A 24,858-nucleotide genomic window follows, 5' to 3' on the forward strand; every position below is an offset into this window, starting at 1 on the left:
TGGATGGCGGATGGCGGCGGGCCCACGGAGCAAGGCCGGAGTGAGGGCATGCCGAGCCTAGGCGAGGCACCGAATGGAGGGGATGAAAGCCTTTGGTTACTTTGGGCTTTTCAAAGTGACCCGCTGTAAGAGCGGAACCCATATCAGCCATGACAGAGGGACTGGATATGTACACCAGCAAACCAAGCAGCGCCTGACAATCAGTCATCGCTGGCAAGTCGAATCGTCGCACCGCAGCTCCCACAGGGTTTCGGGACATCCGCCATTAACTCACCAGCACAAAGCCCCTCCCGTCGGCGCTGGAAAACAGCGCAATCCCCCCTCCATCTGCCACTTATTCCCATTCGCTAATTTTTCCCGGCTGCATTCGTTTTATAGGGACGACGTGCCTTTGTACTTGTGCCTACTGATCCCGGATGCCCAGAAATGAATGCTGAAGACGCCTTGAAACTTGCTCGCCGGTTTATCGGGTTGCCCCTGGAAAAGCGCCAGATGTTCCTCGCGGCCTTGCACAAGGAAGGCGTTGATTTTGCCCGTTTCCCGATTCCGGCCGGGGTTGAAGTCGAGGATCGCCAAGCGTTGTCGTACGCCCAGCGGCGCATGTGGTTTCTCTGGCAACTGGACCCGCACAGCGCCGCTTATAACTTGCCGGGGGCGGTGCGGCTGACGGGGCGTTTGAGTCTGCCCGCGCTGGAGCAAGCCTTCGCCGCGCTGGTCGAGCGTCACGAAACCCTGCGCACGGTGTTCCAGCCCCAGGCTGATGACGGCTTGCTGCAAGTCCCGGCGAGTGCGGCGCTGGTCATCCATCACCTGGACTTCAGCGAACTGCCGACCGTCGAGCGCGAAGCCGCGGTGGCCAGTGCCGCCGAACAGCAGTCGCTGCAGCCTTTCGATCTGGCGGTTGGTCCACTGCTGCGGGTGACCCTGCTCAAGTTGGCCGAGCAGGAACACGTGTTGCTGCTGACCCTGCATCACATCGTTTCCGACGGTTGGTCGATGGGCGTGTTGATCGACGAGTTCGTCCGCTACTACGACGGCTTTGACGCCGGCCAACCCTCTGCCCTGGCGCCGCTGCCGATTCAATACAGCGACTACGCCCTGTGGCAGCGACGCTGGCTGGAGGCGGGGGAACAGGCGCGGCAACTGGCGTATTGGCAGGCGCAACTGGGTGATGAGCATCCGGTGTTGGAACTGCCGCTGGACCACCCGCGCCCGGCGCTGCCGAGTTATCGCGGCACTCGGCACGAATTTGCGGTCGACCCGCAATTGGCGGAACAACTGCGCAGCACCGCGCAACAGCACGGCGTGACCTTGTTCATGTTGTTGCTTGGCGCGTTCAACGTGCTGCTGCATCGTTACACCGGACAAACCGATCTGCGGGTCGGCGTGCCGATTGCCAACCGCAATCGTGCGGAAATCGAAGGCCTGATCGGTTTCTTCGTCAACACTCAGGTACTGCGCACGCAGGTCGACGGCCAAACCCGCCTTGCCGACCTGCTACGTTCCATCAAGGACACCGCCCTCGGTGCCCAGGCCCATCAGGACTTGCCGTTCGAGCGTCTGGTGGATGCCTTGAAGCTGGAACGCAGCCTCAGCCACACGCCACTGTTCCAGGTGATGTACAACCACCAGCCACACGTGGCCGACCTCCGCAGCATCCGCACGGCGTCGGGCCTGACCCTCGGCGCCCTCGACTGGCAAAGCCGCACCACCCAGTTCGACCTGACCCTCGACACCTGGGAAAAGGGCGGCACCCTGCACGCCGCCCTGACCTACGCCAATGACCTGTTCGACGCCGCGACCATCGAGCGCATGGCCCGACTCTGGACGCGCCTGCTGCACGGCATGGTCAGCGACGCCACGCAGCGCATCAGCGATTTGCCGATGCTCGGCGCTGACGAATACCAGCGCATCGTCCACGACTGGAATCGCGCCGATGAAGCCTTGGCCGATGACCGTTGCATTCATCAAGTGATCAGCCAACAAGTGGCGGCGCAGCCGGACGCGCTGGCGGTGACCTTCGGTGAGCAGTCACTGAGCTACGCCGAACTCGATGGCCGGGCCAATCGCCTGGCGCGCAAGTTGCTCGAACTCGGCGTCGGCCCGGAAGTGCGGGTCGGCGTGGCGATGCAGCGCTCGGACACCTTGCTGGTGGCGCTCCTCGCGGTGCTCAAGGCCGGCGGCGCCTACGTGCCTCTGGACCCGGACTACCCGGCCGAGCGCGTCGCCTACATGCTCGATGACAGCCGCGCTTTGCTGTTGCTGACCGAGCAGGCGGTGGCCGCGACTTTATCCGTCGCCAGCACCACCCAAGTGCTGCTGCTCGATAACGACGACACCTGGCGGACTTACCCGAGCCATGCGCCAATCACCGGCGTCACGCCGGACAACCTGGCCTACGTGATCTACACCTCTGGCTCCACCGGCAAGCCGAAAGGCGTCGCCATTACGCATCGCAACGTGCTGGCGCTGATCGACTGGTCGGCCTCGGTGTACAACCATGACGATATCCAGGGTGTGCTGGCCTCGACCTCGGTGTGCTTCGACCTGTCGGTGTGGGAGCTGTTTGTGACCCTGGCCAACGGCGGCTCGCTGATCATCGCCCGCAATGCATTGGAGCTGCCGACCCTGCCGGCCCGCGACCAAGTACGGCTGATCAACAGCGTGCCCTCGGCGATCAATGCCTTGCAGCGCGACGGCGCGATTGCGCCGAGCGTGCGCATCATCAATCTCGCTGGCGAGCCGCTGAAGCAAAGCCTGGTGGAGGCGCTGTATCAGCAGGCCAGTGTCGAGCACGTCTACGACCTCTACGGCCCGTCGGAAGACACCACCTATTCGACCTGGACCCGCCGCGAGGTCGGTGGCCGCGCCAACATTGGCCGGCCGCTGCAACGGACCGCCAGCTACTTGCTGGACGCCGAGTTGCAAGTGGTACCGCAAGGGGTGTGCGCCGAGTTGTACTTGGCCGGCGCTGGCATCACTCGCGGTTACCTGGCGCGCCCCGGCCTGACCGCCGAAAAGTACGTGCCGAACCCGTTCGCCAGCAACGGCGAGCGCCTGTATCGCACCGGCGACCTGACCCGTTATCAGGCCGACGGTAAGCTGCAATACGTGGGGCGCATCGACCATCAGGTCAAGGTGCGCGGCTTCCGTATCGAACTGGGGGAAATCGAAACACGGTTGCTGCAACAGGACACCGTGCGCGAACTGGCGGTGCTGGCCCAGGAGGGCGCCAACGGTGCGTATCTGGCGGCCTACATTGTGCCGAACGACACCGCGCTGCTGGCCGACGACGACGCCCAGGCAGCGTTACGCGAAAGCCTCAAATCCGCACTGCGCGAGCATCTTCCGGACTACATGGTCCCAGGGTTTTTGCTGTTCCTCGAACACCTGCCGCTGACCCCGAACGGCAAGCTCGACCGCACGGCCTTGCCCGCAGTGGATGGCAGCCGGCAACAACGCCAACACGTAGCGCCGCAGAGTGCCGTGGAAAAAACCCTCGCGGCGATCTGGCAGGACTTGCTCGCGCTGGACACCATCGGCCTGGAAGACAACTTCTTCGAACTGGGCGGCGACTCGATCGTCGCCATGCAGGTGGTCAGCCGCGCGCGCCAGGCCGGCCTCTTGTTGAGCGCCAAAGACCTGTTCCAGCATCAGACCCTGCGCAGCCTCGCACAAGCCGCCCGCACGGGTGCCGAGTCGTCGATCGAGCAAGGCCCGGCATTTGGCCCGGTGCTGCTGGCGCCGGTGCAGCAGTGGTTTTTCCAACAAGCCATCCCGCACCGCCAGCACTGGAACCAGTCGTTGCTGCTGGTGCCGCGCCAGCCATTGAATGGCGAAGCGCTGGAGCGGGCGTTGGGCCAGTTGCTCAGTCACCACGATGGCTTGCGCTTGCGTTATCAACAGGATGACGGCGAATGGCAGCAGGCCTACAGCGCTGCGACTACCGAATCGGTGCTGTGGCGTCGTGCAGCGCAGTCGATCAGTGAACTCAACGCCTGCTGCGACGAGGCGCAACGCAGCCTCGATCTGCACACCGGGCCGTTGCTGCGCGCCTTGTGGGTGGCGATGGCGGATGGCACTGAACGGCTGCTGCTGGTGATCCATCACTTGGCGGTGGACGGCGTGTCGTGGCGGGTGCTGCTGGAAGACTTGCAACAGTTTTACAACGGCGCGGCAGCCCCGGCGAAAACCAGCAGCTATCAGCGCTGGACTGCGGCGCTGCAAGCGCACCTGCCAACCTTCGGACACAGCCTCAAGCACTGGCGGCAACTGCGCGCCGCGCCGCGAGATCTGCCCTGCGACCGCGCCCAGGGCGCGCTGGAAAACCGTTTCGAACAGAAGGTCGAGATTACGCTCGACGCCGAGCGCACCCGGCAACTGTTGCAACAGGCACCGGCGGCTTATCGCACCCAGGTCAACGACCTGCTGCTGACCGCCTTGGCGCGGGTCATATGCCGCTGGAGCGGGCAGGGCAGTGCGCTGATTCAACTGGAAGGCCATGGCCGCGAAGAACTGTTCGACGGCATCGACCTGACCCGCACCGTCGGCTGGTTCACCAGCCTGTTTCCGGTGGCCTTGACCCCATCGGCCGACCTCGGCGCGTCGATCAAAACCGTCAAGGAGCAACTGCGCAACGTGCCGGACAAAGGCCTGGGCTACGGCGCCCTGCGTTACCTCGGCAGCGCCGAAGTGCGCGACGAATTGGCGGCACTGCCGACACCGCGCATCACCTTCAACTACCTCGGTCAGTTCGACCGTCAGTTCGACGACGACGCGCTGTTCACCCCGTCCGGCGAAGGCAGCGGCCAGGCCCAGGACCCGGCGGCGCCGCTGGGCAACTGGCTGGTGATCGAAGGCCAGGTGTATGGCGGCGAGTTGTCCCTGAGTTGGGGTTTCAGCCGCGAGATGTTCGATACCGCGACCATCGAGCGACTGGCCGAAGATTACGCACAGGAACTCACTGCACTGATCGAGCATTGCTGCACGATCAAGTCGCCGCAAGCCACGCCGTCCGACTTCCCGCTGGCCACGATCAGCCAGGTGCAACTGGACGCCTTGCCGGTCGCCATCGGCGCGATCGAAGACCTTTACCCGCTGTCGCCGATGCAGCAGGGCATGCTGTTTCACAGCCTGTACGAGCAGGACGCCGGCGACTACATCAACCAGTTGCGCGTCGAGGTGCAGGGCCTCGATCCGCAACGGTTCCGCGCGGCGTGGCAGGCCACAATCGATGCGCAGGACGTGTTGCGCAGCGGGTTTGTCTGGGGGGGTGATTTGCCCCAGCCGCTGCAAATCGTCCAGCACCAGGTCGAGTTGCCGTTTACCGTGCTCGACTGGCGCAACCGTGGCGACATTACCCCTGAACTAAACCAACTGGCCATCCACGAAGCCCGCCGGCCGTTCGATCTGGCCCAGGCGCCGTTGCTGCGGTGGGTGCTGGTGCAGACCGGCGAAGACAATTGGCAACTGATCTATACCCACCACCACATCCTGATGGATGGCTGGAGCAATTCGCAGTTGCTCGGCGAGGTGCTGCAACGCTACAGCGCCCGGGGTGCACCGGCCAAGGCCGGGCGTTATCGCGATTACATCCAGTGGCTGCAAGCCCAGGACAGCGAACTCAGCGAAGCCTTCTGGAAACAACAGCTGGCCGAATTGCAGGAACCGACCCGACTGGCCCAAGGCGAAATCGCGAGCACTGACAACGCCGCGTATGCCGAGCACATCGACCTGCTCGACGCCACGCGCACCCAGCGCTTGCATGAGTTCGCGCGGCAGCAAAAAGTCACCCTCAACACCGTGCTGCAAGCGGCCTGGCTGCTGCTGTTGCAACGCTACACCGGCCAGGCCACGGTGGCGTTCGGCGCCACGGTGGCGGGGCGTCCGGCGGACTTGCCTGGCGTCGAGCAGCAGATCGGTTTGTTCATCAATACTCTGCCGGTGATCGCCAGCCCGCGCCCGGAGCACCGCGTCGGCCAGTGGTTGCAAGCGGTGCAAGCGCTCAACCTGAGCCTGCGCGAGTTCGAGCACACGCCGTTGTTCGACATCCAGCGTTGGGCCGGTCGTGGCGGCGAGGCGCTGTTCGACAACATCCTGGTGTTCGAAAACTACCCGGTCTCGCAAGTGCTCAAGCAAGGCGCGCCGCAAGGGCTGTACTTCGGCGCGGTGCACAACGTCGAGCAAACCAGTTACCCGCTGACCCTGACCATCAACCTCGGCGACACACTGACCCTGCAATACAGCTACGCCACCGCGCATTTTGCCGAAGCCACCCTGCAACGCCTGAGCGCGCACCTCAACAACCTGCTGAGCGCCATCGTCAAAAGCGCCGAGCGGCCGTTGGGCGAACTGAACCTGCTGAGCGCCGCCGAGCGCCAGGCCCTGGTGCACGACTGGAGCAGCACGCGCATCGACTACCCGAGCGAGCTGCCGGTGCAGCAGTTGTTCGAACAGCAAGCGGCGCGTCAGCCGCACGCCTCGGCGCTGTTGTTTGGCACCACGCAACTGACCTATCAACAGCTCAACCGCCGCGCCAACCGTCTCGCCCGGTATTTGGTTGAACGGGGGGTTGGCCCGGATGTATTGGTGGGCATCGCCGTCGAGCGTGGGCTGGACATGATCATCGGTCTGCTGGCGGTGCTCAAGGCTGGCGGCGGTTACGTGCCGCTGGACCCGGAATACCCGGCGGATCGCTTGCAGTGCATGATCGAAGACAGCGGCACCCGATTGCTGCTGAGCCAACAACATCTACTGCCACGCCTGGGCCACAGCGCGGCGGTGCCGACCCTGTGCCTGGACCGGGACGCCGACTGGGCCGAGCTGGACGACAGTGATCTGCCGAACCGCGTGCACAGCGAAAACCTCGCCTACGTGATGTTCACCTCCGGCTCCACCGGCCGCCCGAAAGGCGTGGGCATCAGCCACGGGGCGTTGACCCGGCATGCGTATGTGTCGCTGGGTTTCTTCAACCTGAATGGCGACGATCGCGTCCTGCAGTTTTCCACGTTCAACTTCGACGGCTTCGTCGAACAGCTTTACCCGGCGCTGATCTGCGGCGCCTCGGTGGTGCTGCGTGGCGTGGAAATCTGGGACACCGAAACCTTCTACCGGGAACTGCTCCGCCAGCAAATCAGCGTGGTTGACCTGACCACCGCTTACTGGAACCTGCTGGCCAAGGATTTCGCCGCCATTGGCCCGCGTGACTATGGGCGTTTGAAGCAGGTGCACGCCGGTGGCGAAGCCATGCCGCCGGAAGGCCTCGCAGCCTGGGCGCAGGCAGGCCTGGGTCACGTGCGTTTGCTCAATACCTACGGGCCAACCGAAGCCACGGTCACCGTCACCGCTTTGGACTGCAGCGATTACGTGACGGGCGCTCAGGCGTTACCGAGCACCATGCCGATCGGCGGCGTATTGCCCGGCCGCAGCATCTACCTGCTGGACGACAGCGGCGCCCCGGCGCCTGTCGGGGTGGTTGGCGAACTGGTGATCGGCGGCGAGCTGCTGGCCCGGGGGTACTTCAACCGCCCGGAGCTGACCGCCGAACGTTTTATGCCCGACCCGTTCAGCACCCACGGCGGGCGGCTGTATCGCACTGGCGACCTGGCGCGCTACAACGCCCAAGGCGTGATCGAGTACGTCGGGCGCATCGACCATCAGGTGAAGATTCGCGGGTTCCGCATCGAACTCGGCGAAATCGAAGCGCGGTTGTTGGAGCAGGAGACAGTGCGCGATGCGATCGTTCTCGCGCTGCCGGGCGTCAGTGGTTTGCAGCTGGTGGGTTACGTGGTGCCGAGCGATCCGGCGCAGGCCGCGCACGCCTTGCGCGACCAACTCAAAGCCGCGCTGGCCGCGCAGTTGCCGGACTACATGGTCCCGGCCGCGCTGGTGCTGCTCGACGCGCTGCCGCTGAGCCCCAACGGCAAGATCGACCGCAAAGCCCTGCCGGCTCCGGACCTGACTGCGCAGCAGACTTACCTGGCACCGGTGGAACCGCTGCAAGTGCAACTGGCGGCGATCTGGGAAGCGGTGTTGCAGGTTGCGCCGATTGGTCTCGGCGATCACTTCTTCGAACGTGGCGGCCACTCGTTGCTGGCGACCCAGGTCATCGCTCGGGTGCGTCATCAGTTGCAGCTCGAAGTGCCGATGCGCGCGCTGTTCGAACAGCCGACCTTGCAAGGTTTCGCCGCGGCGTGCGCGACCCTGCAACGCAGTGCCGCGATGCCGCTGTTGAGTGCGTCGACCGACCGCGCGCCGATCCTGTCCTATGCCCAGCAACGGCAATGGATTCTCTGGCAACTCGACCCGCAAAGCGCGGCCTACCACATCCCGGCGGCACTGCGCGTCAAGGGGCCGCTGGACCGTCACGCGTTGCTCGACGCCTTCGGCCAGTTGCAGGCCCGCCACGCCAGCCTGCGCACTACCTTCGAACAGAATGGCGAACAGGCGCGGCCGTGCGTGCATGCTGAACTGCCGCTGCACCTGAGCGAACGCGCCTGCGATGAAGCGTCGCTCGACAGCGCCGTGGCCGAGGAAATCGCCCGGCCATTCGATCTGCGCAACGGCCCGCTGTGGCGCGTCCTGCTGCTGCAGCTCGGCTCGCAAGAACTCGTGCTGGTGCTGACCGTGCATCACATCGCCGCTGATGGCTGGTCGATGCAGGTGATGATCGATGAGTTCAGCGCCTTGTACCTGGCCGCGGTCGAAGGCCGACCGACGCAATTGCAGGCTCTGCCGGTCAGCTACAGCGACTACGCCCGTTGGCAGCGTGACTGGCTGGAGGCCGGCGAGGGCGCGCGGCAACTGGCGTGGTGGCGCGAACAACTGGCGGGCAGCCAGGCGCCGCTGGAATTGCCAAGCGAACTCAGTCGCCCGGCCCGCCGCAGTGCCCAAGGCGCGAACCTGGTGCTGAATGTCGAGCGCAAATTGCTCGCCGAGTTGCGCCAGTGCGCGCAGCAGCAACAGGTCACGCTGTTCATGCTGCTGCTCGCCAGTTTCCAGACCTTGCTGCACCGCCAGAGCGGCCAAGCAACGATCAATGTCGGCGTACCGAGCGCTGGCCGTTCGCGCCTGGAAACCGAAGGCCTGATTGGCTTCTTCATCAACACCCAGGTGCTGCGCGCCGAGATCAATGGCCAGCAGCCGTTCAGTGCTTTGCTGCAGCAGGTCAAGCAACGGGTGCTGGGCGCCCAAGACCATCAGGACCTGCCGTTCGAGCAATTGGTCGATGCCTTGCAGCCGGACCGCAGCCTTAATCACAGTCCGCTGTTCCAAGTGATCTACAACCACCAGCAACAGTTGGGCGAGCGCGTCGAACGCACGGTCGGCCCGTTGCAGATCGAGCGCCTGCGCTGGGAGCAACACGCTACCCAGTTCGACCTGATGCTCGACACCCAAGAGCAGGGCGATCAACTCGATGCCAGCCTGACTTACGCCACTGATCTTTATGACGCGGCTTCGATGCAGCGTCTGGCCGAGCAGTGGCTGCACTTGCTGCGCGCGGTGGTCGCCGCGCCGCAGCAACGCATCGCCGACCTGCCGCTGATCGCCGCCGAGACAGGCGCGGCATTGATCGAACAGTGGAACCCGGCGTTCCACGCGCAGCCGTTATCGCCGACCTTGCACACGTTGTTCGAAGCCCAAGCCGCCGCGCGTCCGGACGCCGTGGCGCTGGTGCATGAGGGCGAACAACTGAGTTATGCCGCGCTCAACGCCCAGGCCAATCGCCTGGCGCGCCGGTTGCGCGAGCAGGGCGTCGGCCCGGAAGTGCGGGTCGGCATCGCCACCGAGCGGGCCATGCCACTGGTGGTCGGCCTGCTGGCGATTCTCAAGGCTGGCGGCGCTTATGTGCCGCTCGATCCGCACTACCCGGCCGAGCGCTTGAGCTACATGATCGACGACAGTGGCATCGCCCTGTTGCTGACCCAGCAGCACTTGATCGAGGGTCTGCCGGCGCGGGACGGCGTGCAGGTGTTGAGCCTCGACTCGCTGCCACTGGACGGCTACAGCGCCGACAACCTCGCGCCGGTGAGCCACGCCGATAACCTGGCCTACGTGATCTACACCTCCGGCTCCACCGGGCGACCAAAAGGCGCTTTGCTCAGCCACGGCAACGTCGGCCGCTTGCTCTCGGCCACCGCCGAGCAATTCAACTTTGGCGCCGATGATGTCTGGACGCTGTTCCATTCCTACGCCTTCGATTTCTCGGTGTGGGAATTGTTCGGCGCGCTGTGCACCGGCGGGCGCCTGGTGATCGTGCCGTTCTACCTCAGCCGTGAACCGGAAGCCTTGCACCGCTTGCTCTATGACCAAGGCGTGACCGTGCTCAATCAGACGCCGACCGCGTTCCGCCAATTGCTGCCGGTGGCCTGCGCCAGCCCGCGCACGCTGGCGCTGCGCCAAGTGATTTTCGGCGGCGAAGCCCTGGAAGTGGCGAGCCTGCGGCCGTGGTTCGAGCGTTTCGGTGATCAGCAACCGACCTTGGTCAACATGTACGGCATTACCGAAACCACCGTGCACGTGACCTATCGCGCAATCCGCCTGGCCGACCTCGACGCTGCGGCACAGAGCCCGATCGGCCTGCCGATCCGCGACCTGCGCTGGTACTTGCTCGACAGCCAGTTACAACCGGTGCCGGTGGGCGTCGCGGGCGAGTTGTACATCGCCGGCGCCGGCCTCGCGCGGGGGTATCACGGGCGCTTTGGCCTGAGCGCCGAGCGCTTTGTGCCGAGCCCGTTCGACGCCGGACAACGGCTGTACCGCAGCGGCGACCTGGCGCGCCAACGGCACGACGGCAGCATCGATTACCTCGGGCGCATCGACCAGCAAGTGAAGATCCGAGGCTTCCGCATCGAACTCGGCGAGATCGAAGCGGCGCTGCTGGCGCAACCGGGCGTGCGCCAGGCCGTGCTCGGCGTGCACAACACCGACGGCGGCCCGCAACTGTGCGCCTATGTGGTCGCCGAGCAGCCGCCGGCTGAGCCGATCGCCTGGCGCGACAGCTTGCGCGCGGCGCTGCGGGTCGACCTGCCGGACTACATGGTGCCCAGCCACTGGCTGCTGCTGGACGCTTTGCCGCTGACCGGCAACGGCAAGCTCGACCGCAAGGCCCTGCCACTGCCCGATGTGCAGGACTGGCAGCGCCCGTTCGAAGCTCCGCAAGGCCAGCTCGAAGAGCAACTGGCAGCGATCTGGGCCAGCGTACTCGGCGTGGCGCAGATCGGCCGGCGCGACAACTTTTTTGAAGCCGGCGGGCATTCGCTGCTCGCCGCCCAGGCCAGCGCCCGGGTGGAACTGGAACTGGGCATCGAGCTGCCGCTGCGTGCGCTGTTCGAAGCCACTGATTTGCAGGCCTATGCCGCCATGGCCGGGCAACACGCCCCGGCTGACAACGACGCACGTCTGGAGGCGCTCGAGTCGCTTCTCGACGAGATGGAGATCAACTGATGGAACACACCACTGCCTGGCGCATCGCAACCCGCTTCGCCGGCCTGCCGGCCGACAAGCGCCGCGAGTTTCTGCAACGCATGCAGGAGCAGGGCGTGAGCTTCGGCCAGTTGCCGATCCCGCCCGCCGCCGAGCCGCAGAACAGCTTCGAGTTGTCCTATGCGCAGCAGCGCCAATGGTTCCTCTGGCAACTGGAGCCGCACAGCGCGGCGTACAACATTCCCGCCGCGTTGCGCCTGCACGGACCGCTGGATCGCGCGGCGTTGCAGCACAGTTTCGACGTCTTGCTCGAGCGCCACCAGAGCTTGCGCAGCCGCTTTGTCGAGGACGACGGCATGGTGCGCCAGACCCTGGCCGACTTCACGTCGCTGCCGATTGACCACCTCGATTTGCGCGAGCAACCGCTGGCGCAGCGTGAAGCCTTGGCGCAGGCCAGACTCGCCGAGGACATCGCCCGGCCGTTCGACCTGCAACACGGTCCGCTGCTGCGGGTCAGCCTGCTGCAACTCGACAGCGAAGAACATCTGCTGCTGCTCAACCTGCACCACATCGTTACCGACGGTTGGTCGATGGGCGTGCTGGTGGAGGAGTTTTCCCGGCTGTACGCCGCCCATTGCCAGGGGCAAGACGCAGCGTTGGCCGAGCTGCCGATCCAGTATTCCGACTACGCGGCATGGCAGCGGCGCTGGATGGAAGCCGGCGAACTGCAGCGCCAACTCGATTGGTGGCGCGCCCGCCTGGGCGAGGAACACCCGCTGCTGGAATTGCCCACCGACCGGCCGCGCCCGGCGCAGCCGAGCCAACGCGGTGCGCGCCTCGACATCGCCCTCGACCCGAGCCTCGCCCGGGGTCTGCTGGCCTTGGCCAAACAACGCGGCGTGACCCCGTTCATGCTGTTGCTCGCCAGCTTCCAGGCCTTGCTCTATCGCTACAGCGGCCAGAGCGACCTGCGGATTGGCGTGCCGATCGGCAATCGCAATCGCGCGGAAACCAAAGGCCTGATCGGCTTCTTCGTCAACACCCAGGTGATACGCGCCGAGGTCGACGGCCGCCAGCCGTTCAGCCAATTGCTGGAACAGACTCGCGCCATGGCGCTGGACGCCCAGGATTATCAGGATTTGCCGTTCGAACGCCTGGTGCAAGCGCTGCAAGGCGAGCGCAGCCTCAGCCACAGCCCGTTGTTCCAGGTGATGTTCAATCACCAGCAAAGCCAGCCGACGGCGGTTAGCGGTTTGTTGGCGGGGCTGCGAGTCGAGGCGCTGAACGCCACGGCCAGCACCACGCAATTCGACCTGCAACTCGACACCCAGGAACAGGGCGAGCAGTTGTTCGCCAGCCTGACTTACGCCACTGATTTGTTCGACGCCGAGCGCATCGAAACCCTGAGCCGGCACTGGCTGAACCTGCTGGCCGGGGTGCTGGCCGACCCGCAATGCCCGATCGCCGAACTGCCGCTGCTGGACGCCGACGAGCGCCGGCAGATCCTCGACGGCTTGAATGACACCGCCCAGGCGTACCCGGGCGAAGTCTGCGTGCAGCGGCATTTCGAACAGCAGGTGCTGGCAAACCCTGAAGCCACCGCGTTGGTGTTCCAGGGTCAGACCTTGAGTTATGCCGAGCTTAACTGCCGGGCCAACCGCTTGGCCCATCACTTGCGCAACCAAGGCGTTGGCCCGGAAGTGCTGGTGGGCATCGTTTGCGAGCGCTCGCTGGAAATGGTTGTTGGCCTGCTGGCGATCCTCAAGGCCGGCGGCGCCTACGTGCCGCTGGACCCGGAATACCCGCGCGATCGCCTCAGCTACATGATCGAAGACAGCGGCATCCAGCTGCTGCTGACCCAGGCACCGCTGCTGGCGCAACTGCCGACCCCGGACGACGTGCGCACGCTGTGCCTGGAGCGTGACGATGCGTGGCTGAGCGACCTGCCGGAGAGCAATCCGCTGAACCTGGCGCTCGGCGAAAACCTCGCCTACGTGATCTACACCTCGGGCTCCACCGGCAAACCCAAGGGCGCCGGCAACCGCCACATGGCCTTGCACAACCGTCTGGAATGGATGCAGGACGCCTATCAACTACAGGCGAGTGATCGGGTGCTGCAAAAGACCCCGTTCAGTTTTGACGTGTCGGTGTGGGAGTTTTTCTGGCCATTGATGAAAGGCGCGACCCTGGTCATCGCCAGCCCAGGCGAACACCGCGACCCGCAACGCTTGGCTGCGCTGATCGTCGAGCAGGCGATCACCACCCTGCATTTCGTGCCGTCGATGCTCGCCGCGTTTATCAGCGCCGATGAGGCACAGGCCTGCACTTCGCTGCAGCGGATCATCTGCAGCGGCGAAGCCTTGCCGATGGAGCTGCAACGCCAGACCCTGCGCAGCCTGCCGCACACCCGTTTGTACAACCTCTACGGCCCGACCGAAGCGGCCATCGACGTGACCCATTGGACCTGTGTGGAGGAGGGCCGCGACAGCGTGCCGATTGGCCGGCCGATCGCCAACCTGCGCACCGGCATCCTCGACGCTGAACTGCAACCTTTGCCGCTGGGCGCGGTGGGCGAGCTGTACCTTGGCGGCGTGGGCCTGGCCCGTGGTTACCATCGCCGTGGCGCGCTGACCGCCGAGCGCTTTGTGGTCGACCCGTTCGGCAGCGGCGAGCGCCTGTACCGCACCGGTGACCTGGCGCGCTACCGCGCCGACGGCGCCATCGAGTACTGCGGGCGCATCGACCACCAAGTGAAGATTCGCGGCCTGCGCATCGAACTCGGCGAGATCGAAGCGCGCCTGCAAGAACACCCCGACGTGCAAGAGGCCGTGGTGCTGGCCCTCGACGGTCCGAGCGGCAAGCAATTGGTGGCCTACCTGGTGCCGCAGGATCGTCGCGTGGTCTCGGCGGATGCGCGCCAGCAAGCGGCCTGGCGCGAAACCCTCACCGCGCATCTGCTCGGCAGCCTGCCGGATTACATGGTGCCGGCGCAGACCGTGCTGATCGAACAGATGCCCCTGAGCCCCAACGGCAAACTCGAGCGCAAGCGCCTGCCGGCACCGAGCACCACGGTCAGCCAGCGCGCCTTCGAAGCGCCGCACAGCGAACACGAGCACATGTTGGCGCAGATCTGGCAAGACGTGCTCGGCGTGCCGCAGGTCGGGCGCCAGGACAACTTCTTCGAACTGGGCGGCGATTCGATCATTTCGATCCAGGTGGTCAGCCGTGCCCGCCGCGCCGGCCTGAGCCTGCAACCGCGCGACTTGTTCCAGCAGCCGACCCTGCAAGCGCTCGCGGCGGTGGTCAAGCAACACGCGGCGCCGGTGGCCGAGCAAGGCCCGGTGGACGGCGCGCAAACCCTGACACCGATCCAGCGCTGGTTCTTCGACGAGCCGATCCCGCAGCGTTCGCACTGGAACCAGGCGGTGCTGCTGACCCCGTGCGAAACCCTCGAACTGCCGCGCCTGCAAACGGCGCTGCAACGCCTGCTGCAACAGCACGATGCCTTGCGCCTGCGCTTCAGCCAGGTCGATGGCCAATGGTCGGCGCGCTATGTCGGCGCCGACAGCGCTGATGTCATCGACATGCTGTGGACCGCTCGCGTGGCCAATCAACACTCGCTGCAAGCAGTGTGCGACGAAGCCCAGCGCAGCCTCAGCCTGCACGATGGTCCGTTGTTGCGGGCAGCGCTGATCGCCCAGGCCGACGGCTCGCAACGCTTGCTACTGGTGATCCACCATTTGGCGGTGGACGGTGTGTCGTGGCGGGTGTTGCTGGAAGACTTGCAAGCCGCTTACCACGGCCAGGCCTTGCCGGCGAAAACCACGGCGTTCCAGACCTGGGCCAAGCGCTTGGCGACCTACGCCAGTGCGCCAGCCGCCATCGCAGAACTGGCCTGGTGGCAAGCGCAACTGAGCGCGGCCGACGGCGCGTTGCCGGCGGCCAAGGCTGACGCCAGCCAGGCCGGGCACCTGCGCCAAGGGGTGAGCATCGGCCTCGACCGTGAGCAGACCCGGCAACTGTTGCAGCAGGCGCCGGCGGCCTATCGCACCCAGGTCAACGACCTGTTGCTGACCGCACTGGCCCGCAGCCTCAGCCGCTGGACCGGGCACGCCTCGGCGCTGATTCAACTGGAAGGGCATGGCCGCGAAGAGCTGTTCGACGACCTCGACCTGACCCGCACCGTCGGTTGGTTCTCCAGCCTGTTCCCGGTGCGACTGACCCCGACCGCCGATCTCGGCGCTTCGATCAAAGCGATCAAACAGCAACTGCGCGAGGTCCCCGGCAAAGGCCTGGGTTATGGCGTGCTGCGCTACCTGGGTGATGCCTCGACGCAAGCGGCGTTGGCCGCGTTGCCCACCGCGCGGGTGACCTTCAACTACCTCGGCCAGTTCGACCAGAGCTTCGCCGAGGACGCGCTGTTCCGCCCGGCCAGCGAAGCCAGCGGCGCCGCGCAATCGGCCGAGGCACCGTTGCCTAACTGGTTGTCGGTGGACGGCCAGGTGTATGGCGGCGAACTGAAACTCGACTGGACCTTCAGCCGCGACTGCTTCGCGCGCGCTGAGATCGAAGCGCTGGCGGCGGATTTCCGCGAAGAACTGCTGGCAGTGATCGGCCACTGCCTGAGCGACGGTGCCAGCGGCGTGACCCCGGCGGATTTCCCGCTGGCGCGACTGAACCAGGCGCAACTCGATGCCTTGCCGGTGCCGCCGGCGCAGATTGAAGACCTGTACCCGCTGTCGCCGATGCAGGCCGGTTTGCTGTTCCACAGCCTGTACGAATCCACCGCCGGGGCCTACGTCAATCAGCTCAGCGTTGAAGTGCGCGGGCTCGATGGCGAACGCCTGGGGCAAGCCTGGCAAGCGGTGCTCGACAGCCATCCGATCCTGCGCAGCAGCTTCCATTTCCCGCAAGGCGTCGACGCTCCGGTGCAACTGGTGCACCGTCATTTGCCGCTACCGATCACCCGGCTCGACTGGCGTCAGCGCGACGATCAGGACGCCGCACTGGCGCCACTGCTCGAGCGCGAACGCCAGCAACTCGACCCGGCCCAAGCGCCGCTGATGCGCGTGTGCCTGGTGCGCCTGGACGATGAGCGCCAGCAATTGATCTACACCCACCACCACCTGTTGCTGGATGGCTGGAGCAACTCGCTGCTGTTGAGCGAAGTGCTGCAGCGTTACGCCGGCCACGCGGTGCCGGCCAGCAGTGGACGGTTTGCCGATTACATTGGCTGGCTGCAACGCCAGGACGCGGTCGCCGACGAAGCCTTCTGGCGCGCGCAACTGGCCAGTCTCGACAACCCGACGCTGTTGGCCCAGGGCTTGGCCCACGGTGATCTGCAACAGGCCTCGATGACTGAATTCGCCGATCACCGGCAAACCTTCGACGCCGCCACCAGCGAGGGCTTCAGCGAATTTGCCCGGCAGCAAAAGGTCACCCTCAACACCTTGGTCCAGGGCGCGTGGGCCTTGCTGTTGCAACGCTACAGCGGCCAGCGCAGCGTGGCGTTTGGCGCCACCGTGGCCGGGCGTCCGGTGGACGTGCCGGGGGCGGAAAGCCAGCTCGGGCTGTTCATTAACACCTTGCCGGTGATCAGCAGCCCTGACGCGGTGGAGAGCGTCAGCCAGTGGTTGAGCCGTTTGCAGGCGCAGAACCTGGAATTGCGTGAGCACGAGTTCACCGCCCTCAGCGATATCCAGCGCTGGGCCGGTCGCGCCGGCGAGCCGTTGTTCGACAGTTTGCTGGTGTTCGAAAACTTCCCGGTTGCCGAAGCCTTGCAGCAAGGTGCGCCGACCGGTTTGCGCTTCTCGATCCCGCAGAATCACGAGCGCACCAATTTCCCGTTGACCCTGGCCGCCACTGCCGATGGCCCGCTAAGCCTCCACTGGAGTTACCAGTGCAGCCACTTCAGCGCCGCCGCGATTGCGCGGATGAGCGAGCACCTGGCAGCGCTGCTGGCAGCGATGGTCGCCGCGCCGCAAGCGGCGCTGAGTGAACTGGATTTGCTCACCGCCGCCGAGCGAGCGCAGCAGTTGCTTGAGTGGAATCCGCCGTTCAGCGTCAGCGAAAATCCGTTGGCCGTGCACCAGTTGATCGAGGCGCAAGTCGTGGCTCGACCGCACGCCACGGCGCTGATTTTCAATGACGTTACGCTGAGCTTCGATGAGCTCAACCGTCGCGCCAACCAGTTGGCCCATCGCCTGCGCGCGTTGCAGGTCGGCCCGGAGGTGCGGGTGGGCCTGGCGATGCAGCGTTCGCCCGAGATGATCATCGGCTTGCTGGCGATCCTCAAGGCCGGCGGCGCCTACGTGCCGCTCGACCCGGCGTACCCGGCCGAACGCCTGCGTTACCTGATGGACGACAGCGGCATTGCCTTACTGATCAGCCAATCCTGGCTGCGCGACAAGCTGCCGTTGCCGGACGGCCTGCCGGTGCTGGAAGTGGACCGCGAAGACCTCGCGCACCTGCCCGACAGCAATCCGCACAACCTGACCTGCGCCGAGAGCCTGGCGTATTTGATCTACACCTCGGGCTCCACCGGGCGGCCCAAAGGTGTGAGCGTGGCCCACGGCCCGTTGGCCATGCACTGCCTGGCAATCGGCGAGTTGTACGGCATGACCCCGGACGACCGCGAGCTGCAATTCGCCTCGATCAGCTTCGACGGCGCCCACGAACGCTGGCTGACGCCGCTGGTGTTCGGTTCGGCGGTCATGCCCCGCGACGATGAATTGTGGAGCGTCGAGCGCACCTGCGCAGAGATCGACAAACACGGCATCACCATCGCCTGTTTCACCCCGAGCTACCTGGTGCAGATCGCCGACTTCATGGGCGAGGCCGGGCGGGCGTTGCCGATTCGTTCCTACACGCCGTGCGGCGAAGGCATGGCCAAACATGCCTTCGACGAGGTGCAGCAGGTGCTGCAACCCAAGCGCCTGATCAACGGCTATGGACCGACCGAAACGGTGATCACGCCGCTGATCTGGCTGGCCTACCCGGACACCGAATTCGACTCGGCCTTCATGCCGATTGGGCGGCCGGTCGGTAATCGCAGCGCCTACATTCTTGATGGTGGTTTGCAACCGTTGCCGGTGGGCGTGGCGGGCGAGTTGTACCTGGGCGGCGAAGGCGTGGCGCGGGGTTACCACCAGCGCCCGGACATCACCGCTGAACGCTTCGTGCCGGATCCGTTCGTGCCCGGCGGCCGCTTGTACCGCAGCGGCGACCTTGCGCGGTTCCGTGCCGACGGCGTGGTCGAGTACCTCGGGCGCATCGACCAGCAAGTGAAGATCCGTGGCTTCCGCATCGAACTCGGCGAAATCGAAGCCAGCCTGCTGGAACACGACGGCGTGCGCGAAGCCATTGTCATCGACCGCGAAGGCCCGACGGGCCGGCAACTGGTCGGCTACGTGGTGCCCCGGGATCCGCTGGCCGATGAACAGAGCCTGCGCGACGCCTTGATCGCGCACCTGCGCAGCCGCTTGCCGGCGCACATGTTACCGGCGCACTTGCTGTGCCTGGCAACCTTGCCGCTGACGCCGAACGGCAAGCTCGATCGCCAAGGCCTGCCGGCGCCGCAAGCCTCCCGCGCGCACCTCGAACAAATCGCCGCCGCATCGCCGGCCGAGGCCTTGCTGGTGGAGATCTGGTGCGAACTGCTGGGGCTGGAGTCGGTGGGCGTCACCGAGAACTTCTTCGAATTGGGCGGCGACTCGATCGTCTCGCTGCAAGCGGTGAGCCGTGCCGGCCAGCGCGGCCTGGTGTTCAGCCCCAAGCAACTGTTCGACACCCAGATCATCCGCGCCCTGGCCGCCATCGCCACACACCGCGATGCGAGCCTGGTGGAAGCGGCGCGGGTCGAGGCGTTCAGCCTGGTGCCGCACATTGATGCGGCTGGCCGCGCCGGTTTGCAGGATTTGTATCCGCTGTCGCCAATGCAGCAGGGCATGTTGTTCCATTGCCTCGATGCGCCGGACCTCAACCCCTACGTCAACCAGTTGAGTGTGGCGGTGGACGGCTTGCAGATCCCGCGTTTCCGCGCGGCCTGGCAAACCCTGATTGAGCGCCACGAAGTGCTGCGGGCGGCGTTCCGCTGGCGTGACGGCCTGGCCGATCCGCTGCAAGCGGTGTTCGCCGAGGCCGAGTTGCCAATCGAAGAACTCGACTGGCGTGATCTCGACGACACCGAACGGGCGCTGAAGGCCTTGGCGGCGGCGGAACAGGCCAAGGGCTTCAACCTCAGTTGCCCGCCGCTGATGCGGTTCATCCTGGTGCGCTTGGGTGACGACCGTTACCAGATGATCTGGATCTACCATCACCTGTTGCTCGACGGCTGGAGCGCGTCGCGGCTGCTCGGCGACATGCTGCGTCTGTATCACCACGACGCGCTGCCGGTGCTGACCGGGCGGTATGCCGACTACATCGCCTGGCTGCAGCGCCAGGACGCCAGCGCGGCTGAAGGTTTCTGGCGCGAACGCCTGGCGTTGCTCGAAGCACCGACCATTCTGGCCAAGGCGTCCGGCGCCGGTGGTGCCGGGCACGGCGTGATGTACAGCCACCTCGATGCGACGGCGACTCGCGCGTTGCACAGTTTTGCCAAACGCCAACGGGTGACCCTCAACACGCTGGTGCAGGGCGCGTGGCTGTTGCTGTTGCAACGGCACAGCGGCCAGCGCAGCGTCGCATTCGGCGCCACGGTGGCGGGGCGGCCGACCGGTTTGGCCGGCGCGCAGGACATGCTCGGGCTGTTCATCAACACCTTGCCGGTGATCCAGACCCTCGATCCGCAACAAGCATTGGGCGACTGGCTGCGTGAATTGCAGGACTACAACCTCAACGTGCGCGACTACGAACACACGCCGCTGTCGGACATTCAGCGCTGGGCCGGGCAGGGTGGCCAGGGCTTGTTCGACAGCATCATCGTGTTCGAAAACCACCCGGTGGACCGTGCCTTGCGCGGCGGCGAAGAAGGCGAACTACGCTTTGCCGAAGTCGGCAGCGGCGGCGTCACCAACTTCCCGATGGACTTGATGGTCAGCGCCAACGACGAAGGGCTGGAGGTCGAGTACCTGTACCTGCAAGAGCGTTTCAGTGAAGCGCAAGTGCAGCGCATTCGTGCGCAACTCGAAGGTTTGCTGCGCCGCTTGCCTCGGGATGCCGAATGCCTGCTGGGCAACCTCGGGCTGCCGGAGGCGCGGATCGAGCTGCCGCAAGCGTCGGATGACCGCCGCGATTTGCTGGAGGCATTCGATCGCCACGTGCGCCAGCAGCCGGAGAAAATCGCCCTGTTCTGTGAAGACCGGCAACTCAGCTATGCCGCGCTCGAAACGCAAGCCAACGGGTTGGCGCAACAGTTGGGCGCACGCGGGATCGGCGCCGAAAGCCTGGTGGCGGTGGCGTTGCCGCGTTCCGAACGCACGCTGGTGGCGTTCCTCGCGGTGCTCAAGGCCGGCGCGGCGTACCTGCCGCTGGACCTGGCGTACCCGCCGGAGCGCCTGGCCTACATGCTCAGCGATTCCGCCGCCAGTCTGGTGCTGTGCGACAGCGATCTCGGCCAACGCCTGCCCCTGGCCGACAGCCCGCCGCGCTTGCTGCTCGATCAGTTGACCCTGGACGGCGACGCACAGACTCCAGCGATTCAACCGCTGCCGGGGCACCTGGCGTACCTGATCTACACCTCCGGTTCCACCGGCCAGCCGAAAGGCGTGGCGGTGGAACGCGGGCCGATTGCCCGGCATTGCCGCGGCATCATCGAGCGCTATGAATTGACCCCGCACAGCCGCGAATTGCACTTCATGTCGTTCGCTTTCGACGGCGCCCAGGAGCGTTGGCTGAGCGTGTTGCTGGCCGGTGGCAGCCTGGTGGTGCGCGAAGACAACCTGTGGACGCCGGAGCAGACGTTGGAGGTGCTGCATCGGCATCAGGTGACGGTGGCGTGCTTCCCGCCGGCGTACCTGCAACAGATGGCCGAGGTCGCCGAACGCCAGGGCAACCCGCCGCCGGTCGAGGTCTATTGCTTCGGCGGTGACGCGGTGCCGGACGCCAGTTTCGAGCACGTCAAACGGGCCTTGCGCCCGCAGCGGCTGGTCAACGGTTATGGCCCGACCGAGACGGTGGTCACGCCGCTGCTGTGGCGCGCCGAACTCAGCGAACGCTGCGATGCGGCCTATGCGCCGATTGGTCGTGGCGTGGCCGGGCGCGGGGTGTACGTGCTGGACGCTGATCTCAATCCGTTGCCGGTGGGCGTCAGCGGCGAGCTGTACCTGGGTGGCGAATGCCTGGCGCGGGGTTATCACCAGCGCCCGGGGATTAGCGCCGAGCGGTTTATTCCCGATCCATTTGCGGCCGGCGGGCGCATGTACCGCACCGGCGACCTGGTGCGCCAGCGCGAGTGCGGTTTGATCGACTACCTGGGGCGTCTCGACCAGCAAGTGAAGATCCGTGGTTTCCGCATCGAACTGGGGGAAGTCGAAGCACGCCTGCGCGACGCCGCCGGGGTGCAGGACGCCGCCGTGGTGGTGCACGACACGCCGACCGGCAAGCAACTGGTGGGCTATGTGGTGGCGACGGGCAACGGCGTCGATCGCCGGCTCAAGGCTGAGCTGCAAGCGCAACTGCCAGACTACATGGTGCCGGCGCGGATCCTGGTGCTGGAGCGTTTTCCGCTGTCGGCCAACGGCAAACTCGACCGCCGCGCCTTGCCGCAGCCGGAATGGACCCTGGGCGGTTACCGTGCGCCGCGCAATGCGCTGGAGCAGGCGTTGGCGCTGATCTGGCAAGACGTGCTGGGCGTGGCGCAAGTGGGCATCGACGACAACTTCTTCGAACTGGGCGGCGACTCGTTGCAGGTGCTGAAAGTCATCTCGCGGGTGCGCAACCAGCCGGAGCTGGGCTTCCAGTTGAAGCTGCGGGACTTGATGCAGAAGCCGTGCATCGCTGAACTCAGCGGCTATCAAGCCGCAGAACCGGCCCAGGCCCCCGACCCGTTGCTGGCCTTGAATGCGCGAGTGCCCGAGGTGCCGGCGCTGTTCTGCCTGCATGCCGGGTTCGGCACGGTGTTCGATTACGAGCCACTGGCGCGACGCCTGGACGGCCGCCGCACCTTATACGGTTTGCAATGCCGAATGCTGCTCGACCCGCACTGGCAGGATCATTCCCTGCAAGCGATGGCCGACGCCTACAGCCAGCGGATTCGCGCGCAACAGCCGCACGGCCCGTATTACTTGCTCGGCTGGTCGCTGGGCGGGGCGTTGACGCAACTGGTCGCGCAACACCTGGAAGCGCAGGGGCAAAGCGTGGCGTTCGCCGGGCTGGTCGACAGCTACGTGGCCGGCACCGCCGAAGCGGGGGACTGGCGCGAGGACCTCGCGGACTTTCTGCGCTTTGTGCTCGGCGTGCCGGCGGACGAAGCCCAGGCGCTGATCGCCCAGAAAGCCGCGAACCTGGCTGAGCGCGAAGGCGCCGGCGCGGTGATCGACGCGGCGCTGCACGGCTCCAATGAACACAGCGCGCTGGGGGCGGGGGAACTGACGCACATCTTCGCCACCGGCTCACGGCTCAAGCAACTGGCCTTGGCGCAACGGCACCTGCCGCCGATCCACGCCACTGCGCACCGCTGGTGGGTGGCCGGGCGCGAGGACGAACGCCGGGTGTTCGAAGCGCAGGTTGGCCAGGGTATTGATCGCTTGTTGGCGGGCAGTCATTACGAGTTGCTGCGCAGCAATGAATTGCTGGATGAGCTGGAGCGGTTATTGGTTGAGAGGGTGGTGGTGGCGTGAGGGTGTTGGAGCAGGCCCAAGCTGTTGGGGCCGCTTCGCAGCCCAACGGGGGCAAGCCCCCTCACCACAATTCAGCGCAAGGCCAACGTCCAGCGCCCATTCATTCCATGTTCGTTAATTTCAGTTTTATAAGGATGCACCCATGGCCCTGTTGCCAGAACTTGAAGCGTTCCTCGAACTGGCCGAATTCGGCCGGATGACTGGCAAGAGCCGGGCGATGCATGAACTGTCCCCCGAGCAGGCGCGAATCGATTTCGAGGCCTCGTCGGGGTTCCTCGATATGCCATTGGAATCGGTGACCTGCCAGGCCTTCAACATCGCCGCGCGGGACGGCCATTCCCTGGCAGCGCATTTGTATCGCGATGGCGCGGCGGTGGATGGCTTGCAACCGGTGCTGCTGTATTTCCATGGCGGCGGTTATGTGGTCGGCAGCCTCGATTCTCATGATGCGTTGTGTCGGCGGCTGGCGGCGCAAGGCGGTTTTGCGCTGCTGACCGTGGATTACCGGCTGGCACCCGAGTGGCGCTTCCCGACCCCGGTGCAAGACGCCTGCGACGCCGCCAACTGGCTGGTTCGCGAGGGCGCCGCACTGGGCCTGGATGCAGCGCGGGTGGTGCTGGCCGGCGACAGCGTCGGCGCCACTCTGGCGACGGTGTTGGCGATCATGGCCGTGCGAGAACCGCAGGAGATGCAGCTGCAGCCCAAGGCGCAAGTGCTGGTGTATCCGGTGAGCGACGCGACCACCCAGCGCGCGTCCCACCGGGATTTTGCCGAGGGTTACCTGCTGGAAACACCGACCCTGGACTGGTTCTACGCCCATTACGCCCGCACCCCGGCCGACCTCGCCGACTGGCGCTGCTCGCCGTTGCTGGCCGACGATTTGTCGGGCCTGGCCCCGGCGTTGGTCTATCTGGCCGGGCATGACCCGCTGCACGATGAAGGCCTGGCGTATGCCGAAGCCTTACGCGCGGCGGGCAATGAACTGACCTTGCTGGAACAACCGGGCATGACCCATGACTTTATGCGCATGGGCGGGTTGTTGAGTGAGGTGGACGGGATACATGCCGAAGTGGCGGGGTGGGTGCGGGCTCGGGTGTGATCGTTTCTGGTGTATCGGTGTACATATCCATTTCTTTGGTGATGGCTGATATAGGTTCCGCTCTTACAGCGGGTCACTTTGAAAAGCCCAAAGTAACCAAAGGCTCTAATCCCCTCCATTCGGTGCCTCGCTAGGGCTCGGCATGCCTTCACTCCGGACTTGCTCCGTGGGCCCGCCGCCATCGGCCATCCCTGGCCGGGGGCGGCTAACCCGGCATCCCTGCCGGGTTGCCCACTGCGCAAGACCTGCGTTCAGCCTCTGGTTAACGGGGCAGTGCAGATCAAGAGCCAGATCAAAAGCACAGCGCCCGAGGCGGCCTAGTAGCCGACCTGGCTTCGAGTTGTACGCGTTCCCCGTGGATGGCCCAAAACCCTGTGGGAGCTGCGGTGCGACGATTCGACTTGCCAGCGATGACTTTTGCTCAGGCACTAGAGATTGTGCTGGTGTACATATCCATTCCTTGGGTGATGGCCTCGATGGGTTCCGCTCTTACAGCGGGTTACTTGGAAAAGCGCCAAGTAACCAAGCGCTTTGATCCCCTCCATTCGGTGCCTCGCT

Annotated in this window: 3 protein-coding genes; all 3 read left to right on the plus strand. The window is 65.4% G+C overall.

The window, feature by feature from the left end:
* The first annotated feature begins 426 nt into the window (after window positions 1–426).
* The 3 genes from RG836_RS24820 (at window position 427) to RG836_RS24830 (ending at window position 24,300) form a co-directional block, all read left to right on the plus strand.
* Window positions 427–11,445: a non-ribosomal peptide synthetase gene (locus RG836_RS24820; protein ID WP_310850339.1), complete on the plus strand. Its 11,019-nt coding sequence runs from the start codon at window positions 427–429 to the stop codon at window positions 11,443–11,445.
* On the plus strand, window positions 11,445–23,201 hold the full coding sequence (locus RG836_RS24825; protein ID WP_310850340.1) for a non-ribosomal peptide synthetase: 11,757 nt from the start codon (window positions 11,445–11,447) through the stop codon (window positions 23,199–23,201). Before RG836_RS24820 ends, RG836_RS24825 begins: the two co-directional genes overlap by 1 nt.
* A gap of 142 nt (window positions 23,202–23,343) precedes the next feature.
* Window positions 23,344–24,300 carry an alpha/beta hydrolase gene (locus RG836_RS24830; RefSeq protein ID WP_310850341.1) on the plus strand — a complete coding sequence of 319 codons (957 nt, stop codon included), beginning with the start codon at window positions 23,344–23,346 and terminating at the stop codon, window positions 24,298–24,300.
* Window positions 24,301–24,858: the final 558 nt, after the last annotated feature.

Origin of the sequence: Pseudomonas rhizozeae (assembly GCF_031583775.1) — a bacterium.
GTDB lineage: Bacteria > Pseudomonadota > Gammaproteobacteria > Pseudomonadales > Pseudomonadaceae > Aquipseudomonas.